Raw genomic sequence first — 25,399 nt, 5'->3', positions numbered from 1 at the left:
TGGTCAATATCTTACCATGCGGTACGCCCGGGTTTTATCTTAAGCCTTGGAAATCTTCCCAGGACAGGCCTTGTTGGTCCCGTTCCCATGCCATTCTTAGCCTGAAACGGGCGATTTTTCTGGCAATGTAGTGGTTACTCCAGCCTGGAAGTGCTGCCAGTGCCTGAGGAATGGTCGGCGCCCCCAGGCCGTCAACCAGAAACAGCTCTGGCTGACCGGAACGGTTGGTGACAACGAGGTTATGAGGAAGCAGGTTCCGTGTGAGAATCCGGGTTTCCGTAAGCCAGCTTTCAAAACGATGGATGGCCGCCTGCAACTCTGCGGGCACCTGGCCTTTTCGTAACAGTGATTCCAGGGTAGGGGCCACTGAGCCATCGGCACAGCGTATTAACTCGCTCGCGTTGGCAGGACCAAGGCTGGTGGGTTGACTGCCATAGAAGTGGGGCAGGTGAGACCACACCACCGCTTGCTGTCCCGCGCGGAGCAGCTGGCGGATCGCGGGTTGCTGGTGAGCGGCCCATTCCTGTGAGTTATCATTCAGACGAGCTTTTCCCAGTACCCGTTTGAGGGGCGACTGCCGACGATACCTGGCTTCAATATTCTCGGGGCGGATTACCTTGAGGCACCTGTCGGGATCATCCGGGTGGTAGAAACAGAAGCGGTTGGCTCCCTGAGCAAACGGGTGCAGCCCATCCAGGTTTACGCAGGTTGTCTGCTGGTTATCAGGTGCCAGGGGCATTCAACGTCACCTCGTGGTAGATCCTCAGGGTCTTTTCGATCATGGACTGGATGGTCAGTTCCCTGGCTGCAAAGTCCCGGGTTATAGCCTGGGCTTGTTCCAGCTCGCCAATGGGTGTTGCCAGGAGCCTTGATAGCCCGGAGACGTCGTTGGTCGGGCAAATGTGATCTGGCGGGAGCAATTCGTTGGCGACCGGAACATCGGTGGAAATGAGAGGTTTTCCAGCCAGCAGAGCTTCTGCACAGACATAAGAAAACCCTTCTCTCCGTGAGGAAATTACGATGGCATCGGCTGCGGCCATCAACTGGGGGATGTCTGTCCGGTGGCCAAGAAGTGTCACCCGGTCATTCAGCTTCAACTGCTCTATCCGGGTCTGCAATGCGTCGCGATCTGGCCCATCGCCGGCGATGGCCAGAGTGCCCGGTGCTTTGTCAAAAGCTTCAATGAGCAGATCGAATCCTTTGGCATGCACCAGGCGCCCGACCGCCAACCACCGCGGATGATTACCCATGCTTTCCTGGAGCGCCGGGCCCTGAGCCGTTATTGGGTGGATGCCGTTATACACGACCGTCGCCTTGGGGTGATTGATGTCGGCGGCGAGTGCGTGGCTGACGGCGAGAATTCTGGAAAAGCGCCGGGCGTCCGGGTACCGGGATTTGAAGTTGTGAATGGTGGCAACGAACCTGATTCTGGGAAAAAACGGGGACAAACGCTGCAAGGCTGCTGCCGCTTTGCTGCCCTGGGCATGGACAAGATCAAATTTCCCGGTTCGCAGGGCTTTGATCAGCGTTGCGTGCAGGGTAATCGAATACCTTGATACGCCGGTTTTAATGGGGCATCGGTGAACGCTTTCCCCCAGTGGCTGGAGATGTTCCGGGGCAGACAGGCAGGTGATGGAAACGCCGGAGGTCGCCAGGCCGTTGGCCAGCTCCGTAAAGTGTTTTTCCATGCCTCCGTTTGCCGAGCCGGGAGACAGCATCAGCATCAGGACATTCATCTGGAATGCTCCGGTCTGGATGCGAGAGCCTTGTCATAGACCGCCAGTGTGGCTTCGGTTTGTGACTGCAAGAGAAACCGCTCCGGCAAGGTGATTTCCGTCCTCGGCCGGTCCAGCAGGCCCAGTACCGTGCTGGCGAAGGCTCCGGTGTCGTCGGGAGTGACCAGCCCTTCCCGGAAGCAGGCTTGCAGAGTCTCGGCGGCGCCGCCCCGATTGTACGCCACCACTGGCGTACCCGAGGCGAGGGCTTCGGTCACGGTTCGGCCAAAGGGTTCTGGCTTGGTGGACATATGGCAGACGACATCTGCGAGCAAATAGAGGTTGGTCATGTCCGTTCGTTGGCCGAGAAACGTCACGTCGTCGGTCAGTTTCAGGCGGGTGCGTTCCTTTTCCAGTTCCTGCAGGAACCGTTCTTTCCCCGGTTCGGCGCCACCGACAATAATGCCGTGGCAGTCCGGGCGCTGGCGCACAATTCGTGCCATGGCTTCCAGAAAATGAAGTTGTCCTTTCCAGCGCGAGATGCGGCCAGGCATCATGATGATTTTTTTTTCCGCCAGTTGCGGGAAGCGGCCGAGGATATGTTGTTGCCACTGTTCGTTGATGGCGCGATCCCGGAAAGCCGCAGTATTGACTCCGCGCTGGATCACGGTCAGTCGATCCGCGGGCACGGGAAAGTGTTCCAGCACGTAGTCCCTGACGCAATCGGAGACCGCGATGACCTGATCCGCTTTTGCCATGATGGCACTGTACGGGTTGACGGAATACATGCCGTGAAAAGTAGAGATCACCGCTGGGCGCTGGTCCGGTTCCAGGGTTTTCAGGGCCAGGTGGACAATCCATGCCGGCATGCGTGACCGAACGTGGACAATGTCGGGCCTGAGCGTTAGCAGCAAACGGCACATCGGCAAAATCTGGCCAAAGGAGGCCAGCGATTTGCGATGAATGGGCATGTGCACGTGGGTAGAGCCCTGACCCCGGACCTGTTCAGCCATCGGGCCGCCGTTGGATACCACGAAGGATTCATGCCCGCGTTTGACCAGCTCGGCAGCAAACTCAACGGTACCTCTTTCCACGCCGCCACTGTGCAACGCGGGTAACGCTTGAAGAATCCTCACTGCGGTTTCTCCTTTTGCACATTCAGGAAGTGTTTGATGACCCATCGGGCGGCTCTGTCAGCCTCCCAGAGCCGCTTGTGTCTTTCTAAGTGTTCCGCCATGACCGAAGGGTGGTTTACCCATTGTGCCGACAAGCCTTTGCGAACAAACTGATTAATGCCTGCAGCCACCCGGCTGCCTGGTCGGAGGGGCAGGTCCAGCAGGCCCGTTGGCACCCCGGAGGTTACGGCTTCGCATACCATGGAAAGGCTGTCCGGGGTTACCCAGACGGCTCTTGAGGCCGCCAGTTGGTGGTTCAGCCAACCCTGATGAGTCTGATCGTGGCGAACCACGCTGATTTTGGGGCCCTGAAGCTCCTGCAGTCGTTCAGACAACGCCTCTGGCGTTCGCCGGGAATTGCTGATGGTCCAGCGCCATTGCGGGTAGCGTGCAATAAGGTCACTGATCTGTGCCAATACCCCGTCGTCATGCCATTCAACATGCCGGGAGGGGCCTCCCACAAGAACGAGGGCTTCGTGTTTGCTGGTGAGAGCTGCCAGGGGCGTCACCGCATTTATGACCCCTTCGGTCTGAAGAATGTTGCGTGCCGGGCGTAAGCCGTCGTGAGCGGGAATGATCGCACCGTCAATCCAGCGAATTGGAAAGCCAGGTTTCATCAGAACCAGAGTGCGGGCCTTTCTTTGCCTGCGCAAAGCCAGAAGCAAACGATGAGTGCCTGTGCCCGCCGCTACGATCAGCGCTGGTGGTGGAAGGGCCGGGCCCGTCGCCGGGGCAATGCCCAGCAAGGCTCGCCAGGTGGGCACCGGATAGTCGGCCGCCGCGATCCAGTGGAGTTCGGCTCCCGCCAGGACTCGCAAGCGGTTGCCTAGTCCTCGCAGCTGGTTCTGGTGCCCAGGCTTGTTGTCTGTGATCAGCCAGATGGCGGGCGCACCCGAATTGCTGCTCAAGGGTTACCTCTTCTTCTTTCGTTTGCGGCCATAGAAGCCGGGATCGTCACGGTCCGGACGGGTCTTGAATCGGCGATGCATCCAAAGGTACTGGTCTGGGGCTTTGCGAATTTCCTGCTCAATGGTGGCGTTGATGCGAGTGGCATCTTCAAGGTCGTTACCACTGGGAAAGTTCTCCAGTGCCGGGTGAAAGTAGATGTCATAGCCGGGACCGTCGTCGCGGCGGAAATGGCTGAAGGGGACGACCTGGCATTTGCTTCGCTCCGCGATGCGGGATGTAGCAGTAATTGTGCCCGTAGGAATTCCGAAGAATGGAGCAAACACGATGTCTTTGCGGCCGTAATCCTGATCGGTGGCGTACCAGACGGCCCGGTTATCCTTCAGGCTCCGGAACAGCCCCCTGAGATCGCGAGCCGCAAGGACTTTGCCGTAGCGTCGTTCGCGGGCTCTGGTCATTACGGCGTTCATCAGCGGGTTGTTGTGATCCCGCTGCATGACATCCGCTTCGATATACTCGGTGACCAGGGTGCCTCCCAGATCCAGCGTGCTGTAATGGCCGCCCAGCAGAAGCACGCCGTGCCCTGTATTCAGAGCGCTCTCCAGGTGCTCAAGGCCGTGGACGGTTGTCATCTTCCTGAACGCCTTCGGATTCCGAAACCAGGCAATTCCCAATTCGAGCAAACCGATGCCATTGGCAATAAAGGTGTTTCGTACCAAGGCTGCCTGCTGTTGCTGGTTCAGCTCCGGGAAGCATAGCCGGATGTTTACCTCGGCAATATGACGCCTGCTTCTGGCCAGCTTCCAGGCCAGCAGCCCTGCAATTTTTCCCAGCCACCACTGCAGGCGTATTGGTAGCTGAGCCACCAGCCACATCAGCGCTATCCCCAGCCAGGTTGGCCACCACCGGGGATGACGATATGCTGCATAGTCTGTGTTTCGTGGTAGTTTGCGGTACTTCTTTTTCAAAATTATAAATCCTGGATCGACAAACGGTTTGCCGGGGGGCAAGATGCAAGCCCTCGACAAATTTGGTCCTATGATAACGCACTGTTTTGCCGGGAGTCCTGCGTGTTCCAGTTTATCTATTCCCAGCTTATCCGCCTTGCGCTGCCGTTCATTCTGATTCGGCTCTGGTGGCAGGGGCGAAAAGCCCCGGCGCTAAGGCTGGATTGGCAGCCCCGGTTGGGGTGGGTGCCCGAAATCTCCGGCCCGGTAATCTGGGTGCATGCGGTTTCAGTCGGTGAAACCATCGCGGCCGGGCCCCTGGTTCGCCGCCTGCTGGCCCGCAATCTGGGGGCCACCATCCTGATGACGGCGATGACCGACACTGGCCTGGCTCAGGCACGTAAGATGTTCGGTGACAGGGTAACTTATGCGTATGCACCCTACGATACTCCGGGCGCAATCCGGCGCTACCTGGATCGCATTAACCCCCGGATTCTGGTCATCCTGGAAACGGAAATCTGGCCTAATATGATCCGCCAGTGCAGACGCCGCAGGGTGCCGGTGTTTCTGATCAACGCCCGGCTGTCTGAGCGTTCTGCCAAGGGCTATGAGCGGGTCAAAGGGCTCGCGGTTCCGATCATGAAAAGCATTACCTGGGTCGCCGCCCAGGCGGAACGGGATGCCGAGCGCTTCCGGCGCATTGGGGTTGCCGCGTCCCACGTTGAGGTCACGGGTAGCGTCAAGTTTGATGTGGATATTCCGGATGATGTGCGTGAGGCTTCACGCAGGCTTCGCGAGCAACTGGGCCGAAGGCCTGTCTGGATAGCCGGGAGCACTCATTCCGGTGAAGACCAGCAACTGCTGGAGGCGCACCGTTTGATCATGGAGCATCATCCGAAAGCTTTGCTCATTATCGTACCGCGGCACCCTGACCGTTTTGATTCTGTGGCTGAGCTCGCTGAAAAAGAGGGTTTTGTGGTCGCACGACGTTCTTCAGGGCAGGAGCCGGGGCAGGCTCAGGTGTATCTGGGTGACACCATGGGGGAGCTGATGATGCTCTATGGTGCCAGTGACATGGCCTTTGTTGGCGGCTCGTTAATTGAGCGGGGCGGGCATAATCCGCTGGAGCCCGCGGCTTGGGGGATTCCCGTGTTTTCCGGGCCGCACGTATTTAACTTTGAAACGATTTTTGAGCGTCTGCTGGCGGATCATGGCGTGCAGGTCGTGGCGGAAGCCGCCTCGCTCGCGAAGTCCCTGGACCATTTGATGTCTGATGACGAAAAGCGCCGCGAGTACGGTGAACAGGCGTTGAGCGTGGTCCGAAAGAACCGCGGTGCGCTTGATAAAGTCGTGGAAGGGATTATTGAGCGACTGTAGCCCCGGGGATCGTGTGCCCCAGGGCTTAGTCTTGGCGCCTACTGGGTAGGGTCGTCCAGAGTCTTGTTTTCATCGGCCATGGCTTCGATGCCGCGGGCACCCTCACTCAGCCAGTTGTTCAGATCAACCAGGTCCTGCGGGCTCAGAGTGCCTGCGACCTGTTTGAGTTGCAGCGTATTGATCACATAGTCGTAGCGGGCATTGGCGTAATCCCTCAGGGCCACGTAGTACGCTCGTTCTGCATCCAGGACTTCCACGATGTTCCGGGTGCCCACATCATAACCCGCCCGGGTTGCATCCAGGGCGCTTCGGCGTGAAATGATGGTCTGCTCAAGAGCCGAGGCGGTTTCAACGTTGTTGTTTACGGTCAGGAACAGGCTGCGCGTGTTTACCCGGACGTCGCGTCGAACGGTGTTGAGGTCCTGTTCGGCAACTGTGACCAGCGAACGCTGTTGGCGAACCCCGGCTTGTGTGCCCCCGCCCATGTAAATTGGCACATTCAGTTCAAGGCCAATCACCCCCTGAGTACCTTCCTGCTGTGTTGATCTCGCGCCATCCAGTTCCGCTTCGCCGTAAGAGGCCACGAGGTCCAGAGTTGGCATGTGGCCGGATTTGGCAACCTTCAGATTGGCTTCGTTGGCATTCAGCTGCGATAACGCGGCCTGGATCGACCAGTTCTGTTCCAGCGCGGTTGTTTCCCAGGCGCTCGGGTTCATGGGGTCGGGGCGACCTAGCGGGAAAGCCTCTCTCAGGTTCTCGAGGTCTTCCGCGTACTCACCGGTCAGGCGGGCCAGTTGCTCGCGGGCAACGTTTCTTTGGTTCTCGGCCGCAATTCGCTGGCTTTTGCTGTCATCGTAGCTTGCGCGGGCCTCGTAGACCTCGGTGATGGCGATCAGGCCGACATCGAAGCGCTCCTGAGCCTGTTCATACTGGCGTTGGATGGCGGCTTCTGTTGCCAGGGCCGTGGCCACGGTATCCTGAGCCCGCAGCACGTTAAAGTACGCAGTTGCAACGTCCAGAATCAGCTGCTGCTGGGCCAGGTTGTATTGGGCCTGCGCTGCTTCGGTCTGGAACTGGCTGGAGTCATAGCGAAACCAGTTGTCGGCGCGGAAAAGAGGCTGTGTCAGCTGAACGCCGTAGTTGAGCGCCTTGTAGCTGTCGCCCGGGCCATTTTTGGCGTCGAAATCGGTGTGATTGGCTTCGGCATAGGCGCCGATCTGAGGCAGAAGGGTACTTTTGCTGACATCGCTGGCCGCCTGTTGGGCCTGGAACTGAGCCTGGGCCGAGGCAATGCCGGAGTCGTACGACAGGGCCTGCTCGTACGCTTCCATCAGGTCCAGAGAAAACGCAGGCTGTGCTGCAAGCAGGGTGATCAGTCCTGGAAGTAAACGTTTCTTCATTGTTTCTCCTGAAAAGCTATCTCCGGGCATCCGTGAACTGGACACAGGAATCGGCAGGTCTATGTGAAGAGCCCGGGTTTGCCCGACACTGACCCAAAGGTATTGGTGGACCATTATGGACAATAATGGTTCCCGTCTCTACACTTGTGGAGTTCACATATTGTGTGGACAAAGCGAATTACACATCGCGTCTTGACGGGGTGCTGACTCACTATGAACCGGTGAGCGGCTGAGATTGCAGCGCAGAACCCGCGACCTGATCCGGATAATACCGGCGTAGGGATTGAGACCGCACGAACCATGCCATAAGTCTGTAGAAGTTACAGTTCTGGCATGCCCCGTCATACGCGACCCGACCATCAGAGCCTCCGGGAGCAGACTATGACGGATTTACCATCCTACCTCAGCGATTCCGCAAAAGTAGACTCCGCTGCCATTAAGCCATTACCAAGCTCACGAAAAATTTACGTGGAAGGTAGCCGGCCCGATATACGCGTGCCAATGCGTGAAATCACGGTGAGCGATACCCCCACAGAAATGGGTGGTGAGAAAAATGCGCCGGTGGTGGTGTATGACACCTCGGGTCCATACACCGACCCTGATGCCAGTATTGACCTTAGAAAAGGGCTGCCCCCCCTCAGGGCTGAGTGGATCGCTGAGCGTGGGGACGTCGAGCAGCTTGATGGCTACACGTCCGAATTTACGCGCCGTCGCATGAACGATCCGCTGCTGGACCCGCTGAGGTTCATGGATGAGCGCAAGCCGCTTCGCGCCAAAGCAGGGCAAAATGTGTCGCAGATGCACTATGCCCGCAAAGGCATTGTTACTCCGGAAATGGAGTTCATCGCGATACGCGAGAACATGAAACTGCAGGAGGCCCGGGAGCGCGGGTTGCTGGAGGATCAGCATCCAGGGCAGTCGTTTGGGGCAAGCCTGCCAGACCAGATTACCCCCGAATTTGTGCGTGATGAAGTCGCTCGTGGCCGGGCGATTATCCCTGCCAATATCAACCATCCGGAAATTGAGCCAATGATTATTGGCCGAAACTTTCTGGTGAAGATCAACGGCAATATTGGCAACTCAGCGGTTACTTCTTCTATTGAGGAAGAGGTCGAAAAACTCACCTGGGGAATTCGGTGGGGGGCAGATACCATCATGGATCTGTCCACCGGCAAGAATATTCATGAGACCCGGGACTGGATTATCCGTAACTCCCCGGTGCCTATCGGTACAGTGCCTATTTACCAGGCGCTGGAGAAAGTAGGGGGTGTTGCCGAGGACCTCACCTGGGAAATTTTCCGGGACACTTTGATCGAACAGGCTGAGCAGGGAGTGGACTACTTCACGATCCATGCGGGCGTTCGGCTGCACCATGTGCCTCTGACCGCCAAGCGAACCACCGGTATCGTTTCCCGGGGTGGTTCCATCATGGCGAAATGGTGCCTCGCGCACCACAAAGAAAGCTTCCTGTACGAACACTTCGAAGACATCTGCGAGATCATGAAGGCTTACGATGTGTCGTTTAGTCTTGGTGATGGGCTCCGCCCCGGCTCGGTTGCAGATGCTAACGATGCGGCTCAGTTTGGCGAACTGGAAACTCTGGGCGAGCTCACAAAGATTGCCTGGAAGCATGATGTCCAGTGCATGATTGAGGGCCCGGGTCACGTTCCGATGCAGCTGATCAAGGAAAACATGGATAAGCAGCTGGAGTGCTGTGATGAGGCTCCGTTCTACACCCTTGGCCCGTTGATCACGGATATCGCGCCAGGTTATGACCACATCACCTCGGGCATCGGTGCGGCGATGATCGGCTGGTATGGCTGTGCCATGCTCTGCTATGTCACTCCCAAGGAACATCTTGGGCTGCCAAACAAGGATGATGTTAAAACCGGGATCATCACCTACAAAATTGCGGCCCATGCCGCTGACCTGGCCAAGGGCCACCCTGGAGCCCAGATTCGGGACAACGCGCTGTCCAAGGCGCGTTTCGAGTTCCGCTGGGAAGACCAGTTCAACCTGGGGCTGGATCCGGATACGGCCCGAGCCTACCACGATGAAACCCTGCCTAAGGAATCGGCAAAAGTTGCCCATTTCTGTTCCATGTGCGGGCCGAAGTTCTGCTCTATGAAAATCTCCCAGGAAGTTCGGGATTATGCCGCGGAGCATGGGATTGATGAGGTCTCGGCGATTGATGCCGGCATGCAGGAGAAGTCACGGGAGTTTGTTGAATCAGGCAGTAAGATCTACGACAAAGTCTGATTGGTAGCCAGCGCCGCGCGAGGGATTGTGCGGTGGCCGGGTGTTAACTTGCACCCGGTCCTGGCTCCGGCTATCGTTCAAGGCCGACCTCGATTCCGGATTTACCGATGCCGAAACCGTTTCAGTTCAGCGCCAGCGACGTCAATATCGAAAAACGTGAAACCGTCTTCCAGGGTTTTTTCCGAATGGATAAGCTCTGGCTGACCCATCCGCGTTTTGATGGCGGCGTCATGCCGACGTTCACCCGTGAGCTTTTTATCCGTGGCGATGCCACCTGCGTTCTGCCTTATGATCCGGTGCGTGATGAGGTCGTTCTGCTGGAGCAGTTTCGTCTGGGGGCCCTTGGCCGTGCGCAGTCACCCTGGCTGCTCGAGCTTGTTGCCGGAATGAACGAAGCGGGCGAAAGCCCGGAAGAGGTTGCTCAGCGGGAGGCGCAAGAGGAGGCAGGGCTGAGCTTTGGCCGTCTCGACAAGATCTGTGATTACCTCGTTTCCCCCGGTGGAACCACGGAAATGATCCATCTTTACTGTGGGCTGGTCAGTACTGAAGAGGCTGGCGGCGTCTTTGGGGTGGAACATGAGCATGAGGACATCCTCAGCCACGTGGTCAGTGCCGACGAATGCTTTGCCATGATCGCCGATGGACGAATCAATAACGCCGCAGCCATTATTGCGGTCCAGTGGTTGCAGTTGAACCGGGACCGGCTGCGTCAGGAGTGGCGTGTATGACGGAGTGGGTGAAGCGGCCGAAAGCCTACGTGCCCGACTTGCGCCAGCTTGGCGCGCTTTGTGATGGCAATTATCAGCGATTGCGAAAACTGCGTCAGCTGGAGGCTGATGGTCAACCGGTTTGTGAAATCGAGCTGTATCGGGAGCACCAGTATCTTGGCCGGGTCCGGATCGAGGTGCTTCAGACCGCCCGGTTTACCGAGACACTTTTGCTGGAGCAGGTCCACAACAGTGGTCGTTGGCTGAACAATCCCCGGATGACTGTCAGGGTCTACCACGACGCCCTCATGGCGGAAGTTATCAGCTGTTACCGGCAACGCCAGATTGCGCCGGTTAACGATTATCCGAATCGTTTTATGCACCACCCTGATGAAAAGGTTCAGATAAACGGCTTCCTGGCCGATTGGCTGGATTATTGTCTCCGCTTTGGACATTTGCCGATGGAGCATGCTGCCTGGTCCGCCGGTGAGGGGATTGAGTAACTGGCTTCGGAAATCTTTGTTCTGCTTCTCAATTTGTCGAAAGTATTAGGTATTTGCTGTTGTCGCTGTGGTCAGGTTGTCAAAAACTGCAAAACATGAGTGGCTGCTGGCCAGAATGTGATCCATTCTCCATTTGTAAGCGATTAATCTGAACTTAGCCATCGTACACTTGTCCGAATAATCAACTGCTTGCAACGAACAGAACAGGCCTGGCATGACTAAACCCGCAGTGACCCGCCCACTCAACGTGTTGCAACTGACGGATCCCCATCTGATGGCTGCTGCAGACGGGTCTCTGTTGGGGGTCAATACCCGGGAAGGCCTGTCGGCGGTGATTGAAGAAGTGCGCCGCAGCCATGGCCAGCCTGACCTTATCCTCGCCACGGGCGATATTACTCAGGATGCGTCGCCGGAAGCATACCGGTATTTCCGGGATCAGTTGCAAGCGTTCGATTGTCCCGCGCTCTGGATAGCGGGCAACCACGATGATTCTGCATTGCTCTCATCGATTGCGTCGGAGACCGGCTCTGACCAGAAACAGAGAATCCAGGGTGGCTGGCAGTTTGTAATGCTGGATTCCTCCGTTTACGGCCAGGTACATGGTGAGCTTTCAGGTGAGGAATTACGCTTTCTCGACGATGCTCTCTCAGAGCATGCCAGCTTGCCGGCCATGGTGTGCCTTCACCACCACCCGGTTGATATCGGTTCTGACTGGATGGAGAAAATCGGGCTGAAAAACCGAGACGCCCTCTGGCAGGTGATTGAGAAACACCCCCAGGTTCGGATTGTGCTTTGGGGGCATATCCACCAGGAGCTGGACCAGCAGCGCGCGGGTGTCCGCTTGCTCGCCACACCGTCCACCTGTATCCAGTTCGCAACGGGTTCCCAGGACTTCGCCGTGGAGCCGCTGGCGCCGGGCTACCGTTGGCTGGAACTGGATCCCTCCGGGCATTTCACAACGGAAGTACGCCGAGCAGACCGTTTCGAGTTTGAGCTGGATGAAACAAGCTCAGGATACTGATCGTGGTCGGGGTACAGTATTCTGAGAGGCAGGAACGCTATTCCAGCCTGATTCTCGTGCCCGAGGATCTTCAGGGTCAGAAGAGGGCGCCTGTTCAGCATTCGCTGGAATGAAGGTCTTCGGTTAAACTGCGCGAAAAATCTTTAATAGGACAGACGAATCATGAGCGAAATTCCTGCAGACCTGAAATACCTCGAAACTCATCAGTGGGTGCGTGTGGATGCAGACGGCACGGCGACCGTGGGTATTACCGATTTCGCCCAGGAGCAACTGGGTGATGTTGTTTATATCGGCGTGCCTGAGGTTGGCGCTACGGTGAATGGTGGTGAAGAGGCTGGTGTGGCGGAATCCGTGAAGTCTGCGTCGGATGTATTCAGCCCGGTGACCGGAGAGGTTATCGAAATCAACGAGAAACTCGAGGATGAGCCGGAAGTCGTCAACGAAGACCCCTACGGTGATGGCTGGATGTTCAAGGTGACACTGGCAGATGAAGGCGAACTCGAAGGCTTGATGGATGCGGCAGCTTACGCCGAGCACGTGGCTGCCGAGGAATAATCGTTGATGGAATTTCCTGTTCTTTATCTGCGTAAAGGCGCAGAGCGCCGTCTTCGTGCTGGCCATTTGTGGATCTACAGCAACGAGGTGGATACCCGACGGAGCCCGCTGACCAACTTTGTGTCTGGCGCGCAGGTGCAGGTCCGGGCCTCAAACGACAAACCGCTGGGTGTGGCGTTTGTGAACCCTCATGTCTTGATTTGTGGCCGGCTGATCGGTCGGGATGCAAGTCACGGGATGACCCCGAAGCGACTGACCGACCGTATGGAAACTGCCCTGAATCTTCGGGAACGGTTGTTTGAAAAGCCATTCTACCGATGGGTGTTTGGCGACAGTGATGGTTTGTCGGGCCTGGTAGTGGATCGGTTTGATGATGTGGTGGTTGTCCAGATATCGACGGCCGGTATGGAGCAACTGAAAGATGCCATTGTGCGCGCTGTTCAGCGTCTGAGCCAGGCGCGGACCATCGTGCTGAAAAACGATGGCAAGATGCGGAAGGTGGAGGGCCTCGATTCCTACGTGGAATTTGCCCACGGCCCTGAGGCCAGCACGGTATTGTTGGAAGAGAATGGCGCCCGTTTTGAGGTCCCTCTCGCTGGTGGGCAGAAAACCGGTTGGTTTTACGACCATCGCATGAATCGCCAGCGCCTGCAGGCTTATGCGCCGGGTAAAAAGGTGCTGGACGTGTTCAGTTATGTGGGCGGATGGGGCATTCAGGCTGCTTGCGCTGGAGCCTCTCAGGTAACCTGTGTGGACGCGTCTTCATCCGCGCTGGATGCGGTGCACCACAATGCCAGGCTGAATGGCCTGGAAAATGTGGATACGATCGAAGGTGATGCCTTTGAGGCCTTGAAAGCGCTGGCGGATGAAAAAGAGAAGTTCGACATCGTGGTGCTGGACCCTCCCGCTTTGATTCCCCGTCGCCGGGATCAGAAAGCCGGTGAGCAGGCATACGCCCGCCTGAATCAGTTGGGGTTGCGTTTGCTGGAGCGTGACGGGTTACTTGTCTCGGCGTCTTGCTCCATGCATCTCTCTCAGGAGAAGCTGGTCGATATCATTCGTGGCAGCGGTCGCAAGATTGACCGGTTTGTTCAGTTACTGGAGCAGGGGCATCAGGCGCCGGACCATCCGATTGTGCCTGGGATTCCGGAAACCGACTACATCAAATCCTGTTTTGTCCGTTCTCTGACGGGTTTTCTGTGATGACTGGCGTTGCCCTGCGAGGGTCTGACAATGATCCCGCAGGGGCGCCTCTGATGTGGCCTGGCAGATAGAGCCAGAGTCTTAGTCCCGCAAAGACATTACGGTCCAGCCGTTCTCCCGCGCACGCTGCTCCAGAGTGGGGTCCGGATCGACTGCCACCGGGTTATCTACCTTCTGCAGCAGTGGCAGGTCGTTGTGGGAATCGCTGTAGAACCAGGCCCCCTCCAGACTTTGGCCGTGAGCGGACAGCCAGTCGTTCAGCCGCTCGACCTTGCCTTCCTGAAAGCTTGGTGTTCCGGCCACTTCACCGGTGAATTTGCCATTAACCAGTTCGGGTTCCGTCGCGATCAGGTGATCCACTCCCAGCAACTCGGCGATTGGCTCTGTGATAAAGCGGTTGGTGGCTGTAATGATCATCAGGGTATGGCCCTGTTCGCGGTGGTCAGCAAGCAGTTTTTCAGCCTTTCTCTGCATCATTGGCAGCACTTTTTTGGTCATGAACGTTTTGCGCCACCGCTCAAGTTCATCCATGTTGTGCCGTGTCAGGGGCTCAAGCACGAAGCGCTGGTAATGGAATACGTCCAGCTCGCCATTCAGGTACTCCTCGTAGAAACGGTCATTGGCCCGTTTGTAGTCATCGGCATCCACCATGCCCTCTTCCACAAGAAACTCGCCCCAGGCGTGGTCGCTGTCACCAGCCAGTAAGGTGTTGTCCAGATCAAAAATCGCGAGCGTCAAGCCATTCCCTCCCATGATTGCAGGCGCCGAAGCAAAGGCGACAGTCTACCACGCCGTACTGCGAACGTGCCCCTGGCAGCCCAGTTTGCCGAAACCTTGGGTTTCTGTAAGAATGAGAGCAACTTGGACAATTTTCGCCGGTTGAAAACAACTGGCAGCCGACTACAGCGAGGACTGTGCCGTGATCGACTCAGACGGTTTCAGACCCAACGTCGGAATCATTCTGGCCAACCACAGGGGAGAAGTTCTCTGGGCAAGGCGAATAGGGCAGGACTCCTGGCAGTTTCCTCAAGGTGGTATCAAGCATAACGAATCACCGGAGGATGCGCTGTACCGGGAGCTTGGAGAGGAGGTCGGCCTGAGTGCGAATGATGTGGAAATCATCAGCTGCACTCGGGGCTGGCTGCGTTACCGGCTCCCCAGGAGGATGGTGCGCCATAACTCACATCCCGTATGTGTGGGGCAAAAACAGAAATGGTTCCTGCTGAGGATGTTGTCGCCAGACGCGCATGTGCGTGTTGATGGCACTGATTCACCAGAATTTGATGGGTGGCAGTGGGTGAGCTACTGGTATCCATTGGGTCAGGTGGTTTCATTCAAAAGAGAAGTATACAGACGTGCGCTGAGGGAGCTGGCTCCGCGGCTGTTTCACAACATGGAACAGTGGCAGCGAAGCGACACCCCACGGCGCTTTAAGGAACATCAGAAATGACGGACTGACTCCATGCTGAGCATCCTGCGAAGTCTAGTACAAGAGGTAAACAGTGCCCGCGACCTGCAGGAGGCACTGGATATCATTGTATCGCGGGTGCAAAAGGCCATGGGTACGGAAGTCTGTTCCGTTTACCTGCTGGACCCGGCGTCCAATCGCTACATCCTGATGGCAACGGAGGGTCTGTACAAGGATTCCGTCGGCCAGGTCAGTCTGGCGTATTCTGAGGGATTGGTGGGCCTGGTTGGCTCGCGGGAGGAACCGATCAATCTTGAGGATGCGCCGTCCCACCCTCGCTACCGCTATTTTCCTGAAACGGGCGAAGAACGTTTTCGGTCTTTTCTTGGCGTTCCGATCATCCATCATCGCCGTGTTCTGGGTGTTCTCGTGGTCCAGCAGCGGGAAAGCTCCCGTTGTTTTGATGAAGGCGAAGAGGCTTTCCTGGTAACGGTGTCGGCCCAGTTGGCCGGAGTCATCGCCCACAGTGAGGCAACCGGTGTGATCAGCGGACTGTCGCTGACCGGCGAAGAGGCTCGTGACGTCAGTTTCGGTGGCGTTCCCGGTGCGCCCGGCGTGGCGATTGGTACCGGAGTGGTGGTCTATCCGGTTGCTGATCTGGATGCCGTCCCTGAAAAGCCAACCGAAGAAATTGACCAGGAGCTGGAGCTGTTTCGTTCAGCGGTGGATGCGGTCCGGGAAGACATCGAGCGAGTGGCGAATCGTCTGGCGTCTCAGCTCAGGCCGGAAGAGCAGGCGTTGTTTGATGTCTACCTGCGTATGCTGAGCGACGAGGCCCTGCCGGGGGAGGTCGTGAACCGGATTCAGGAGGGCGTCTGGGCTCAGGGGGCTCTGAAGCAGGTGGTTCAACAGTACGTCCGTCATTTTGAAATGATGGATGACCTGTACCTGCAGGAGCGGGCGGTCGATATTCGTGATCTGGGGCGCCGATTGCTCTCTCATCTGCAGGAGGGCGAGCAGAAGCATCTGGAGTACCCCGAGAGAACGGTACTGGTCAGTGAAGAGCTTACCCCAGCCATGTTAGGTGAGGTGCCAAAGGGGCAGTTGGTCGGGCTGGTTTCGGTGAAGGGCTCCAGTAACTCACACGTTGCTATCCTGGCTCGGGCCATGGGGGTGCCTACCGTCATGGGGCTGGTCGATATCCCTGTTAACCAGCTGGATGGCCGCGAATTGGTGGTGGACGGGTTTGAGGGGCAGATCTTCGCTTCGCCGTCGTCTGATCTCAGGGCTTTCTATCAAGCGATTTGCGACGAAGAAGACGAACTCGTACGTGGCCTTGAGGCGTTGCGTGATAAGCCCTGCGAGACGACCGATGGTCACCGGGTTTCGTTGCTTGTGAATACCGGCTTGATGACCGACGTTGTGCGTTCGCTTTCTCACGGTGCGGAAGGTATTGGTTTGTATCGTACCGAAGTGCCGTTCATGATCAAGGACCGTTTTCCCTCGGAGCAGGAGCAGCGGGAGTATTATCGCGAGCAGCTGGAGGCGTTTGCTCCCAACCCGGTAACCATGCGGACGCTGGATATTGGTGGTGACAAGGCGCTTACTTATTTCCCCATTCAGGAAGAAAACCCATTCCTTGGGTGGCGGGGTATCCGAGTTACTCTCGATCATCCCGAAATCTTTCTGGTTCAGGTCAGGGCGATGCTGAAGGCCAGTGAGGGCCTGAACAACCTTCAGATCATGCTGCCCATGATCAGTAACATCTCGGAGGTCGAAGAGTCGCTGCATCTCGTGTATCGGGTCTATCATGAGGTCAGAGAAGAAGGATACGACATCCATATGCCCAAGGTTGGGGTGATGGTGGAAGTTCCTGCAGCGGTTTACCAGATTCGTGAACTTGCCGAGCGGGTCGACTTCCTGTCAGTGGGCTCCAATGATCTGACTCAGTACCTGCTGGCGGTAGACCGCAATAATCCTCGAGTGGCCCAGCTCTACCACTCTTATCATCCGGCGGTGTTACAGGCATTGGTGCGTGTGGCTCAGGATGCGCATTCGGTGGGTAAGCCCGTAGGTATATGTGGTGAGTTGGCGGGTGATCCGGGTGGCGCACTGTTATTGATGGCCATGGGCTACGATTCTTTGTCAATGAACGCGGCCAGCCTGCCAAAGGTGAAGTCTGTGATCCGCAGCGTCGATCGGGAGTGGGCCATTCAGCTGCTCGAAGATGTGTTGTTGCTGGACTCCCCTCACGTGATCAAAAGCTGTGTCGATCTGGCGTTGCGAAATGCAGGGTTCGGGCGCTATTTACGGCCTGCCCGTACGTCGACAGCCGCTCTGGCTGAACAGGCTGTTTCCTGATGATCGCTGGCGTTATAGTGTGTTTACTCTAAATTCAGCTGGTAATTTAGTGGTTCACTGAAATCCTGCTGCAGTATCCGATAAGGACAGGCGATGACAACAGCGACCGGGCTCAAGCCAGCACCGCGAATCGGTCTTGCCCTGGGGGGAGGCGGTCCGCTGGGCGGCATCTACGAGATCGGAGCCCTGAGGGCTCTGGATGAGGCGCTGGACGGCCTGGATTTCAACAGTATCGATGTCTATGTCGGCGTGAATGCCGGCTCCTTTGTGGCTGCCAACCTGGCAAACCAGATGACCACCGCCCAGCTTTGTCGTATTTTTGTGCGAAACGAAGCGGAGGTTCACCCGTTTCATCCGGAAGTGTTCTATCGGCCGGCTTTCCGGGAAATAGGTCATCGCCTGCTGGCGGTTCCGGGGCTGATCTCCACTGCGGTCAGCCGGTTTGTGAACAACCCTTATGATCAGAGCCTGTTGGAAGCCATGACGATCCTTGCGCAGGCTGCTCCCTCGGGGCTTTTCGATAATGAGGGCCTGCACGAGTATTTACGTCGGGCATTCACCATGCTTGGGCGCACGAATGACTTTCGCCAGCTCCGGCGGAGCCTCTATGTGGTGGCGGCCGATGTCGAAAGCACCGAGGCCATCTGTTTCGGGGCTCCTGGCTATGATCATGTGCCGATTTCCCGAGCGGTTCAGGCCAGCACCTCCTCACCCGGGCTCTACGTTCCGGTTGAGATAGACGGGCGTTACTACGTGGACGGCACGCTCAGGAAAGGGTTACACGCCTCGGTTGCGTTTGAGGATGGGGCCGATCTGGTGCTGGCTGTGAATCCTCAGGTTCCGATAGATGCCAGCGCAGCCGTGCGCGCGGGCACTATGAAGCCGGGGGAGCTGACCCGCTCGGGCATGCCAAATCTGCTGTCGCAGACATACCGCACCATGGTCTATTCACGAATGCAGTCTGGCATTGCACAGTATGCCCGCGACTATCCTGACAAGGACATTCTGCTTTTTGAGCCCACCCGGGACGATGCAAAGCTGTTTTTCTCGAATGTCTTCAGTTTTCAAAGCCGGCGAATGGTGTGCGAGCATGCCTATCAGATGACCCGTCGTGATCTGCTGCGACGAGCGGACGAACTGGAGCCCAGGCTGCGTAAATACGGCATCACTCTGCGCCGGGATCGACTGGAAGATGAGCAGAGGACGATCAGCACGAGCCTTTATGGTGAAATGCTGCCACTGTATGTGGCCAAGGGGCGGCGCTCTCGGAGTGAGAAGGGCCGGATTGCGACCGGTTTAAGCAGCGTTGGCCACTTGTTTTCAAAAGCCGAGTAGCCGGGGCGGCTGAGGCGTGGAATAGAAAAGCCGGACGGGGCCCCGTCCGGCTTTTTCATAGAAACAGAGGCGGTATCTGTGCGCTAAGAGGCGGTCAGAGGATATACCGGCTCAGATCTTCATCTTCAGATAGCTCGCCGAGTTTCTCGTTCACGTAATCCGCTGTCACCTCGAACGTGTCGGTTACCTGGTCGCCCGCGTCGTAGGAGAGGCTTTCCAGCAAGCGTTCAAGAACGGTGTGCAGGCGCCGGGCTCCGATGTTTTCGGTTGTCTCGTTTACCTTCCAGGCCACCTCTGCAATGCGGGTGATGGCGTCTTCGGCAAAGACGAGTTTAACGCCTTCGGTTCCCATCAGGGCTTCATACTGTTGCACCAGAGAGGCGTCGGGCTCGGTCAGAATCCGCTTGAAATCATCCGGGCTCAATGCCTGAAGTTCCACTCGGATTGGCAGCCGGCCCTGAAGTTCCGGAATCAGATCTGAAGGCTTGGACAGGTGGAAGGCTCCGGAAGCGATGAACAGAATGTGGTCCGTCCGGATAGAGCCATATTTGGTGCTGACGGTGCTGCCTTCAATCAGGGGCAGAAGGTCGCGCTGAACACCTTCCCGGGAGACATCTGAGGACGTGTTCTCGGAGCGCTTGGCGACTTTGTCGATCTCGTCGATAAAGACAATCCCGTTCTGTTCAACGGCCTGAATCGCCTTCTGCTTGATCTCTTCCTCGTTGACCAGCTTTGCGGCTTCTTCTTCCTTGACCCGCTTCATGGCTTCTGACACTTTCATCTTCCGGGTTTTGCGCTTGTCGGACGATAGGTTGGAAAACATGCTCTGCAGTTGAGACGTCATTTCTTCCATGCCGGGAGGTGCCATGATCTCGACACCGGCGCTGCTGTTACGCAGGTCGATCTCGATCTCTTTGTCGTCCAGTTCCCCCTCCCTCAGCTTCTTGCGGAACAGCTGACGAGTTGACGAATCAGAGCTGGTGCGCTGGCTGTCTTCACTGAAATCCCGGGCCGGGGGCAGTAAGGCATCCAGAATGCGATCTTCTGCTGCATCCAGAGCGAGGTTCTCGTGTCGTGTCATTTCATGCTCACGCAGCATTTTGACGGCCATGTCGGCCAAGTCACGGATAATGGATTCAACGTCCCGGCCGACATACCCCACTTCGGTAAACTTGGTGGCTTCCACTTTGAGGAACGGGGCATCTGCCAGTTTGGCCAGGCGGCGGGCTATTTCGGTCTTCCCGACCCCTGTTGGGCCAATCATCAGGATGTTCTTTGGTGTAATCTCATCTCGCAGGCTGCTGTCGAGCTGCATGCGGCGCCAGCGGTTCCGCAAGGCAATGGCGACGGCGCGTTTGGCTTCTTCCTGGCCCACGATGTGTTTGTTGAGCTCGTGGACAATCTCTCGGGGAGTCATTGCAGACATGGTCGCTCCGGTCGTCAGTCTTTGATGGGCAGCACTTCCAGAGTGCGGTTCTGGTTGGTGTAGATGCAGATGTCACCTGCAATTTCCAGGGCTTTTTCGGCAACTTCATGGGCGCTGAGATCGGTGTTCTCAAGCAGGGCGCGGGCTGCTGCCTGTGCGAAAGGCCCGCCAGAGCCAATGGCTATCAGCCCCTGTTCCGGCTCGATCACGTCGCCATTCCCCGTAATGATCAGGGAGGCGGTTTTATCGGCGACGGCGAGCAGGGCTTCCAGCTTTCGCAGAGCCCGGTCGGTACGCCAGTCCTTGGCCAGTTCGACCGCTGCCCGTGTCAGATTGCCCTGGTGTTTCTCCAGTTGGGCTTCGAAGCGCTCGAACAAGGTGAAAGCGTCTGCGGTGCCACCGGCAAACCCTGCAATTACCTGGCCGTTGTAGAGGCGGCGAACTTTGCGGGCGTTGCCTTTCATGACGGTGTTGCCAAGAGATACCTGGCCGTCACCACCCATGGCGACTTCGTCTTCCCGGCGTACGGAAACTATCGTGGTCATTGTGGCTCCAGTTGCCTGTTTGAATTTGTATTTTGGCTTAATGGAGGCATTGGGCTGGATTTCAAGAGCCGGTCTTGCTCTGACGGGTTACCCTTTTTTGGGAATTTTGCGTACCAGGGGCTGAATGTTGATGGTAACGAGCTTGTCGACCGCCGAGTTCATTTGGCTTCGGGAGCTGAACGGCCCGACATTTACCCGGTACCAAACGCTGCCGCTTTCCAGATCAATGCGCTGAACCTGGGCGCGCAGGCCCTGGAAGGCAATCTGGGCTCGCTGTCTTTCGGCGTCGTCCTTACTCCTGAAAGAGCCCGACTGCACCACGTAATCAAACTCCTGCGCGGCGGGGCCAGGGGTGTATTCATTCACTTTCGGGGGGACCACTTCCGATTCCGGCAGCATTTCATAGAACCGGAAGTTCTGTTCTTTGGGGCGTGAATCCTGCCGGGCTGTGTTCGCCGGAGGCGCTTTGGGTTCAGTGTGTTGCTGTTGTTGAGCCGGGCTTTGAGGAGCCGGGTCCGGACTGCCCGGCAGAGTGTTCAGGTAAATAATAAAGCCAATAAAGCCGCCCACGGCAGCCAGAGACAGGATGCTTTTCATAGACAACGCGCCGTGCTGTGAGTGCGAGGGTTCACTCCTTCTGGGTTTGCTCGACTTTCGGGGCCTGCCTGCAGGCTTGCTGGCGGCCCCTTTGCCCGACGGGCGGTCTTTCCTGGCGTAATCTCTGGCCATGGCCTGATTACATCTCCTCTGGTGCGCTCACGCCAAGCAGCTCAAGGCCGTTGGCAATCACCTGGCGGACCGCCAGGTAAAGACTGACCCTGGCATCCCGCAGTTCAGTATCTTGAATCAACACCTTATGGGCGTTGTAGTACGTGTGGAACTGGCCAGCCAGCTCACGCAGATAGTGAGTCAGGTGGTGTGGCTCGCGCTGGGCGGCGGAGTTGGCGATCAGTTCAGGATACTTGGCCAGCTGGTTCGCCAGCTCTTTCTCTTCGTCCAGAGTCAGCAGGCTCAGGTTACCTGCGCACTCGTGCATGCCTCTCTGAATACCCTCGGCCGCCAGTTTGCGCAGAACACTGCAGATCCGGGCATGGGCATACTGAATGTAATACACCGGGTTTTCATTGGTCTGTGAGCGGGCCAGATCAATGTCGAAGGTCAACTGGGAGTCAACTCTGCGTGCTGCGAGGAAGAACCGGGTGGCATCGCGCCCGACCTCATCAATGAGGTCCCTCACTGTGACATAGCTGCCCGCCCGTTTGGAGATTTTTACCTCCTGACCGGAGCGGGTTACCATCACCATCTGGTGGAGGACATAGTCCGGCCAGCCCTTTGGAATTCCTGCGTTCAAAGCCTGCAGGCCAGCGCGTACGCGGGTTACCGTGGAGTGGTGATCGGCCCCTTGCTCATTGATCACGGTGGTAAAACCGCGTTGCCATTTGTCCAGGTGGTAGGCCACGTCTGGCAGGAAGTAGGTGTAGCCACCGTCCTTTTTACGCATGACGCGGTCTTTGTCGTCGCCGAACTCGGTGGTTTTCAGCCACATGGCGCCGTCTTGCTCGTAGGTATAGTTGTTGGCCTTCAGGCGCTCAACGGTGGCTTCGACTTTTCCGTCTTCGTATAGGGAAGATTCCAGGAAATAGACGTCGAACTGAACACCGAAGGCCTTCAGGTCCAGGTCCTGTTCGCGGCGCAGGTAAGCCACGGCAAACTCTCGGATAGCCTCCTGATTGTCCGGGTCAGCCTTGGCGGTGACTTCCCGGTCGTCTGCGACTACGGTTTCGCCCGCGAGGTAAGCGTTCGCTACATCAATAATGTAGTCGCCCCGGTACCCGTCTGCCGGCCAGCTCTCGTGGTCAGGCGTCAGCCCTTTAACGCGGGCCTGAACCGACAGGGCCAGGTTGTTGATCTGGGCGCCGGCGTCATTGTAGTAAAACTCCCGGGTAACGTCGTAGCCATTGGCTTCCAGCAAGCGGCACAGGCAGTCGCCGATGGCAGCCCCACGGCCATGACCCACATGCAACGGGCCGGTGGGGTTGGCAGATACAAACTCCACCTGAACCTTCTCGCCGTTGCCAGTGTTGTTACGCCCGAACTGGCCAGCTTCCTCCAGAATGGTGCTCACGATTCCGAAAGCGCTGGCGGTACTCATGAAAAAGTTTATAAAGCCGGGCCCGGCAATCTCAACCTTCTCCACCGCAGCACTGGCTGGCAAGGCCTCCACCAGGGCTTCCGCCAGCTTTCGGGGCGGGCAACCGGCGGCTTTTGAGGCAACCAGGGCAATGTTGCAGGCGTAATCGCCATGGGTTTTGTCCTTGGTGTTGCCAACCTGAGGAGTGAAGGTCTGGTCTGTCGGCAATGTGCCTTCAGACTGCAAGGCCGCCAGTGCAGACTGGAGAAGCTCGGATACGGTCTCTTTCATGCTGTCAGATGACTCGGGTTGCAGAAGAATGGGTGTCAGGGCTGGGAGCCCGTTGGAAATAGAAGGGGCGTATTATCGCGGAAAGTTCGGCTGCAAGCAAAGACGTGGGTTAGGAGGAACATTCCGGCCCCGTTTGTGGCCGGAATGTTTTTGTAAAAGTATGCTTAGTTGCAAACTTGTTCGTTATACGGGCTTGGATTCCCCGGAGGATCTACTTTCTCACTGTTCAGATCTTCTGCAAGGCATGGAAGAGTGAATTCACGAGAGTTGGAGCTTGAAAATCCCTCTACGTTTGAGGTTGCTGTCAAGCGAACTTTGACCCACCGGCATTGCTCTTTTTGATATCTGATGTTGAACTCAAATGAGCCATTCTCATCCGTGACAACGGATGCAGGTGCTATCACTGGGTTGGCTATTTCTGTCCCGTTGTTTTCATCAGTGTAATTTGTCTGGCATATTTCCGTCGTTGCGGCGGTCCACTTGCCCTCATCCCAGATGTAGGCTCCTTTGCTGAACTCAAGTGGAAGAACGCTCAGTTGAACTGACTGGCTGGTGCTCGGGTTACCATTGGCGTCGCTCACAAGGATGCTCCAAGGCATGTCATAGAGGGTCTCTTTTGGAGCTGAAATGGTATTGCCGGTGCCCAAAATTAGCGTTAGAGCTCGCCCGGCGACCGTTAATGTAATCGATTTCGATTCCGTTGTGGTGTCTTCACGAGTAATGGTTGCAGTTATTAATATGCCATCTTTATCGCTGATGCTGTCAGTTGAGCGGTATGTTGTAATGGCTCTGCCCTGACTGTCAGTATTGGCTGTTCCCGGTGAAAGCTCACCTCCTGTCGGATCCGTCAGATTAAACTCAACGGTAGCATTTTTTACCCGATTTCCATTTGCGTCTCTGACTGTGGTGATGATGCTGGCCTCGTCATTTGTGGAAATCTGTGTTTTCGAGGCTCTGACATTCAAGTCGTAAGGCTTTGAAGAAACGAACTCAAAAGTCTGACTTGCTCGAATCTGGCTACCTTCAGAGCTCTCTGCTGTAGCAGTAACTTCAGCAATTCCTATGTCTGCGGAGCTGACTGTCACCTTCGCGATCCCTTGGCCGTTGGTTATCGCTGAAGGAGCAGAAAGGGAGCCGCGAGTAGTGGAAAACTTCACTTCTTTTCCAACAACAGCGGAGCCGTTTTGAGTCCAATTAATTGATATGCTCTGATCAAACGGAGCAATTTCAACTTCACTTGCAGCGAGGTCATCAAAAATGAAACTGTCGGCAGAAATGTTTAACTGAAGTTGAGCTGACACGCGGGACTCTCCCTCGTAGGCTGAGACAGATAAGGTGTCGGTGCCGCCACTAATTGAATTGAGGGTAAATTGAACTCTACCCGATGAATCTGTGCTCAATGATCCGGCTGATACGGTGTTGTTTTTGCTGGTGATTTCGACCGTTGTGTTCCCGATGCCCTTGCCTGATGAGTCAAGCAGGCGCGCTTCATAGCTTGCAGATGCACCATTGCTTATGGCCGAGGGGCCGGTTAGGTTCAAAATGGTTCCAGAAACAGAAACGTCTACGGAGTTAGAAATGGATCCGGCGGACGCAGTTACTGATATTGTCCGGTTTCGGGCGTCACCTTGTGTTGATAGCTCCGCGCTGGCTTGGCCTGATGCAGAGGTGGTAGGTTCTATTACGTTGAGTGATCCGTTATTGGATGCTTGAAAGGTGACATTTAGGTCCGGGGCGAGTACTCCGTTTGAATCTCGAACCAAGGCCGTGATAACTGCTTTATCTTGGCCGGCAGAGTCTATGGTTGGAGTGCTCGTAATTAGTTGGACTGAGCCAACTGTAACGTCTTGGGTAGGCGGGGGAGTTTCGTCACCGCCTCCGTTGCTATTACTCCCTCCTGCTAAGGGAGTAGAGCTATCATCTCCCCCACACGCGGCCAAGATAAGAGCCAGCGACAACGCTGACGCACGCACAAGGAATTTCCCTGACATTATATATCTCCAGTTTTTGTGTACAGCAAAAGCCTTTTCGCTGCGCATTCCCTGCTCGAGAACCGCAACCTCAGGTTCTTTTCTAGGTTTGTTGGTTATAGTGCTGAAAAGCATAGCACAACCAATCCTAACGAAATGCTAAT

Annotated in this window: 22 protein-coding genes and 1 riboswitch; of the genes, 10 read left to right on the top strand and 12 right to left on the bottom strand. The window is 56.6% G+C overall.

The features are described from left to right. Window positions 1-34: 34 nt before the first annotated feature. Genes K325_RS0116005 through lpxL form a run of 5 tightly spaced genes read right to left on the bottom strand, consistent with a single transcriptional unit; the run spans window position 35 to window position 4,764 of the window. Window positions 35-739, bottom strand: coding sequence for a YrbL family protein (locus tag K325_RS0116005; protein ID WP_051146684.1), 705 nt, complete (start codon window positions 737-739; stop codon window positions 35-37). After that, window positions 723-1,736, bottom strand: coding sequence for a glycosyltransferase (locus K325_RS0116000; RefSeq protein ID WP_029655276.1), 1,014 nt, complete (start codon window positions 1,734-1,736; stop codon window positions 723-725). Before K325_RS0116000 ends, K325_RS0116005 begins: the two co-directional genes overlap by 17 nt. Next, window positions 1,733-2,851 carry a glycosyltransferase family 4 protein gene (locus K325_RS0115995; protein ID WP_029655275.1) on the bottom strand — a complete coding sequence of 373 codons (1,119 nt, stop codon included), beginning with the start codon at window positions 2,849-2,851 and terminating at the stop codon, window positions 1,733-1,735. Before K325_RS0115995 ends, K325_RS0116000 begins: the two co-directional genes overlap by 4 nt. Beyond that, on the bottom strand, window positions 2,848-3,798 hold the full coding sequence (locus K325_RS0115990) for a mitochondrial fission ELM1 family protein (protein WP_029655274.1): 951 nt from the start codon (window positions 3,796-3,798) through the stop codon (window positions 2,848-2,850). The genes K325_RS0115995 and K325_RS0115990 overlap by 4 nt, the downstream gene beginning before the upstream one ends. 3 nt (window positions 3,799-3,801) lie before the next feature. Next, entirely contained in the window at window positions 3,802-4,764 is a 963-nt protein-coding gene (gene lpxL / locus K325_RS0115985) for an LpxL/LpxP family Kdo(2)-lipid IV(A) lauroyl/palmitoleoyl acyltransferase (protein WP_084694269.1), read from the bottom strand. A gap of 102 nt (window positions 4,765-4,866) precedes the next feature. Here lpxL and waaA point away from each other — a divergent pair, with 102 nt between their 5' ends. Further along, window positions 4,867-6,120, top strand: a complete 1,254-nt coding sequence (gene waaA, locus K325_RS0115980) for a lipid IV(A) 3-deoxy-D-manno-octulosonic acid transferase (RefSeq protein WP_029655272.1) — start codon at window positions 4,867-4,869, stop codon at window positions 6,118-6,120. Window positions 6,121-6,158: 38 nt separating this feature from the next. Here waaA and K325_RS0115975 read toward each other — a convergent pair whose 3' ends face one another. Beyond that, window positions 6,159-7,520, bottom strand: coding sequence for a TolC family outer membrane protein (locus tag K325_RS0115975; RefSeq protein WP_029655271.1), 1,362 nt, complete (start codon window positions 7,518-7,520; stop codon window positions 6,159-6,161). Between the two features lie 186 nt (window positions 7,521-7,706). Then, a riboswitch (TPP riboswitch) is annotated at window positions 7,707-7,820 on the top strand. A gap of 81 nt (window positions 7,821-7,901) precedes the next feature. Here K325_RS0115975 and thiC point away from each other — a divergent pair. The 6 genes from thiC to K325_RS0115940 all read left to right on the top strand — a co-directional run bounded on the left by thiC (window position 7,902) and on the right by K325_RS0115940 (window position 13,768). Continuing rightward, entirely contained in the window at window positions 7,902-9,779 is a 1,878-nt protein-coding gene (thiC, locus tag K325_RS0115970; RefSeq protein WP_029655270.1) for a phosphomethylpyrimidine synthase ThiC, read from the top strand. 107 nt (window positions 9,780-9,886) lie between these two features. Continuing rightward, entirely contained in the window at window positions 9,887-10,507 is a 621-nt protein-coding gene (locus K325_RS0115965; protein WP_029655269.1) for an NUDIX domain-containing protein, read from the top strand. Then, entirely contained in the window at window positions 10,504-10,989 is a 486-nt protein-coding gene (locus tag K325_RS0115960) for a DUF1249 domain-containing protein (protein WP_029655268.1), read from the top strand. The genes K325_RS0115965 and K325_RS0115960 overlap by 4 nt, the downstream gene beginning before the upstream one ends. A 214-nt stretch (window positions 10,990-11,203) precedes the next feature. Continuing rightward, window positions 11,204-12,010, top strand: coding sequence for a 3',5'-cyclic-AMP phosphodiesterase (cpdA, locus tag K325_RS0115955; RefSeq protein ID WP_029655267.1), 807 nt, complete (start codon window positions 11,204-11,206; stop codon window positions 12,008-12,010). A gap of 162 nt (window positions 12,011-12,172) precedes the next feature. After that, window positions 12,173-12,565 (top strand): glycine cleavage system protein GcvH, encoded by a 393-nt coding sequence (gene gcvH, locus K325_RS0115945; protein WP_029655266.1) that lies wholly within the window; start codon window positions 12,173-12,175, stop codon window positions 12,563-12,565. Window positions 12,566-12,571: 6 nt separating this feature from the next. After that, window positions 12,572-13,768 (top strand): class I SAM-dependent rRNA methyltransferase, encoded by a 1,197-nt coding sequence (locus K325_RS0115940; protein WP_029655265.1) that lies wholly within the window; start codon window positions 12,572-12,574, stop codon window positions 13,766-13,768. A gap of 81 nt (window positions 13,769-13,849) precedes the next feature. On the opposite strand, the gene K325_RS0115935 is transcribed toward K325_RS0115940, so the two are convergent. Further along, window positions 13,850-14,506, bottom strand: coding sequence for a histidinol-phosphatase (locus tag K325_RS0115935; protein ID WP_029655264.1), 657 nt, complete (start codon window positions 14,504-14,506; stop codon window positions 13,850-13,852). Between the two features lie 181 nt (window positions 14,507-14,687). Here K325_RS0115935 and K325_RS0115930 point away from each other — a divergent pair, with 181 nt between their 5' ends. From K325_RS0115930 to K325_RS0115920, 3 genes are all read left to right on the top strand, one after another. Further along, window positions 14,688-15,218 carry an RNA pyrophosphohydrolase gene (locus tag K325_RS0115930; RefSeq protein ID WP_029655263.1) on the top strand — a complete coding sequence of 177 codons (531 nt, stop codon included), beginning with the start codon at window positions 14,688-14,690 and terminating at the stop codon, window positions 15,216-15,218. 12 nt (window positions 15,219-15,230) lie between these two features. After that, a complete protein-coding gene (ptsP, locus tag K325_RS0115925) occupies window positions 15,231-17,537 on the top strand; it encodes a phosphoenolpyruvate--protein phosphotransferase (RefSeq protein ID WP_029655262.1) in 2,307 nt (768 codons plus the stop codon). 93 nt (window positions 17,538-17,630) lie between these two features. Continuing rightward, a complete protein-coding gene (locus tag K325_RS0115920) occupies window positions 17,631-18,872 on the top strand; it encodes a patatin-like phospholipase family protein (protein WP_029655261.1) in 1,242 nt (413 codons plus the stop codon). 94 nt (window positions 18,873-18,966) lie between these two features. Here the strand turns inward: K325_RS0115920 and hslU are convergent, their stop codons facing one another. The 5 genes from hslU to K325_RS0115895 all read right to left on the bottom strand — a co-directional run bounded on the left by hslU (window position 18,967) and on the right by K325_RS0115895 (window position 25,370). Then, the gene (hslU, locus tag K325_RS0115915; protein WP_029655260.1) at window positions 18,967-20,298 is read right to left on the bottom strand and encodes an HslU--HslV peptidase ATPase subunit; all 1,332 of its coding nucleotides are present in this window, start codon (window positions 20,296-20,298) and stop codon (window positions 18,967-18,969) included. Window positions 20,299-20,312: 14 nt separating this feature from the next. Continuing rightward, the gene (gene hslV, locus K325_RS0115910; protein ID WP_029655259.1) at window positions 20,313-20,843 is read right to left on the bottom strand and encodes an ATP-dependent protease subunit HslV; all 531 of its coding nucleotides are present in this window, start codon (window positions 20,841-20,843) and stop codon (window positions 20,313-20,315) included. Window positions 20,844-20,930: 87 nt separating this feature from the next. After that, a complete protein-coding gene (locus K325_RS0115905) occupies window positions 20,931-21,572 on the bottom strand; it encodes an SPOR domain-containing protein (RefSeq protein WP_029655258.1) in 642 nt (213 codons plus the stop codon). A 7-nt stretch (window positions 21,573-21,579) separates the two neighbouring features. Next, entirely contained in the window at window positions 21,580-23,265 is a 1,686-nt protein-coding gene (gene argS, locus K325_RS0115900; protein ID WP_029655257.1) for an arginine--tRNA ligase, read from the bottom strand. Between the two features lie 164 nt (window positions 23,266-23,429). Continuing rightward, complete coding sequence (locus tag K325_RS0115895) at window positions 23,430-25,370, bottom strand: Ig-like domain-containing protein (RefSeq protein ID WP_228128475.1); 1,941 nt, start codon at window positions 25,368-25,370, stop codon at window positions 23,430-23,432. Window positions 25,371-25,399: the final 29 nt, after the last annotated feature.

The organism is Marinobacter daepoensis DSM 16072, from assembly GCF_000421165.1.
Taxonomy (GTDB): Bacteria; Pseudomonadota; Gammaproteobacteria; order Pseudomonadales; family Oleiphilaceae; genus Marinobacter; species Marinobacter daepoensis.
Note: the sequence above shows the minus strand (reverse complement) of the source record. Positions and strands in the feature narration are given on the sequence as shown.

Excerpts from the sequence above, each read along its gene's own strand:
- argS (WP_029655257.1), bottom strand. The coding sequence starts at position 23,265 with ATGAAAGAGACCGTATCCGAGCTTCTCCAGTCTGCACTGGCGGCCTTG.
- gcvH (WP_029655266.1), top strand. The coding sequence starts at position 12,173 with ATGAGCGAAATTCCTGCAGACCTGAAATACCTCGAAACTCATCAGTGG.
- cpdA (WP_029655267.1), top strand. The coding sequence starts at position 11,204 with ATGACTAAACCCGCAGTGACCCGCCCACTCAACGTGTTGCAACTGACG.
- K325_RS0115895 (WP_228128475.1), bottom strand. The coding sequence starts at position 25,370 with ATGCTTTTCAGCACTATAACCAACAAACCTAGAAAAGAACCTGAGGTT.
- thiC (WP_029655270.1), top strand. The coding sequence starts at position 7,902 with ATGACGGATTTACCATCCTACCTCAGCGATTCCGCAAAAGTAGACTCC.
- ptsP (WP_029655262.1), top strand. The coding sequence starts at position 15,231 with ATGCTGAGCATCCTGCGAAGTCTAGTACAAGAGGTAAACAGTGCCCGC.
- K325_RS0115940 (WP_029655265.1), top strand. The coding sequence starts at position 12,572 with ATGGAATTTCCTGTTCTTTATCTGCGTAAAGGCGCAGAGCGCCGTCTT.
- K325_RS0115905 (WP_029655258.1), bottom strand. The coding sequence starts at position 21,572 with ATGGCCAGAGATTACGCCAGGAAAGACCGCCCGTCGGGCAAAGGGGCC.
- K325_RS0115975 (WP_029655271.1), bottom strand. The coding sequence starts at position 7,520 with ATGAAGAAACGTTTACTTCCAGGACTGATCACCCTGCTTGCAGCACAG.
- K325_RS0115965 (WP_029655269.1), top strand. The coding sequence starts at position 9,887 with ATGCCGAAACCGTTTCAGTTCAGCGCCAGCGACGTCAATATCGAAAAA.
- K325_RS0115920 (WP_029655261.1), top strand. The coding sequence starts at position 17,631 with ATGACAACAGCGACCGGGCTCAAGCCAGCACCGCGAATCGGTCTTGCC.
- K325_RS0115960 (WP_029655268.1), top strand. The coding sequence starts at position 10,504 with ATGACGGAGTGGGTGAAGCGGCCGAAAGCCTACGTGCCCGACTTGCGC.
- K325_RS0116005 (WP_051146684.1), bottom strand. The coding sequence starts at position 739 with ATGCCCCTGGCACCTGATAACCAGCAGACAACCTGCGTAAACCTGGAT.
- K325_RS0116000 (WP_029655276.1), bottom strand. The coding sequence starts at position 1,736 with ATGAATGTCCTGATGCTGATGCTGTCTCCCGGCTCGGCAAACGGAGGC.
- hslV (WP_029655259.1), bottom strand. The coding sequence starts at position 20,843 with ATGACCACGATAGTTTCCGTACGCCGGGAAGACGAAGTCGCCATGGGT.
- hslU (WP_029655260.1), bottom strand. The coding sequence starts at position 20,298 with ATGTCTGCAATGACTCCCCGAGAGATTGTCCACGAGCTCAACAAACAC.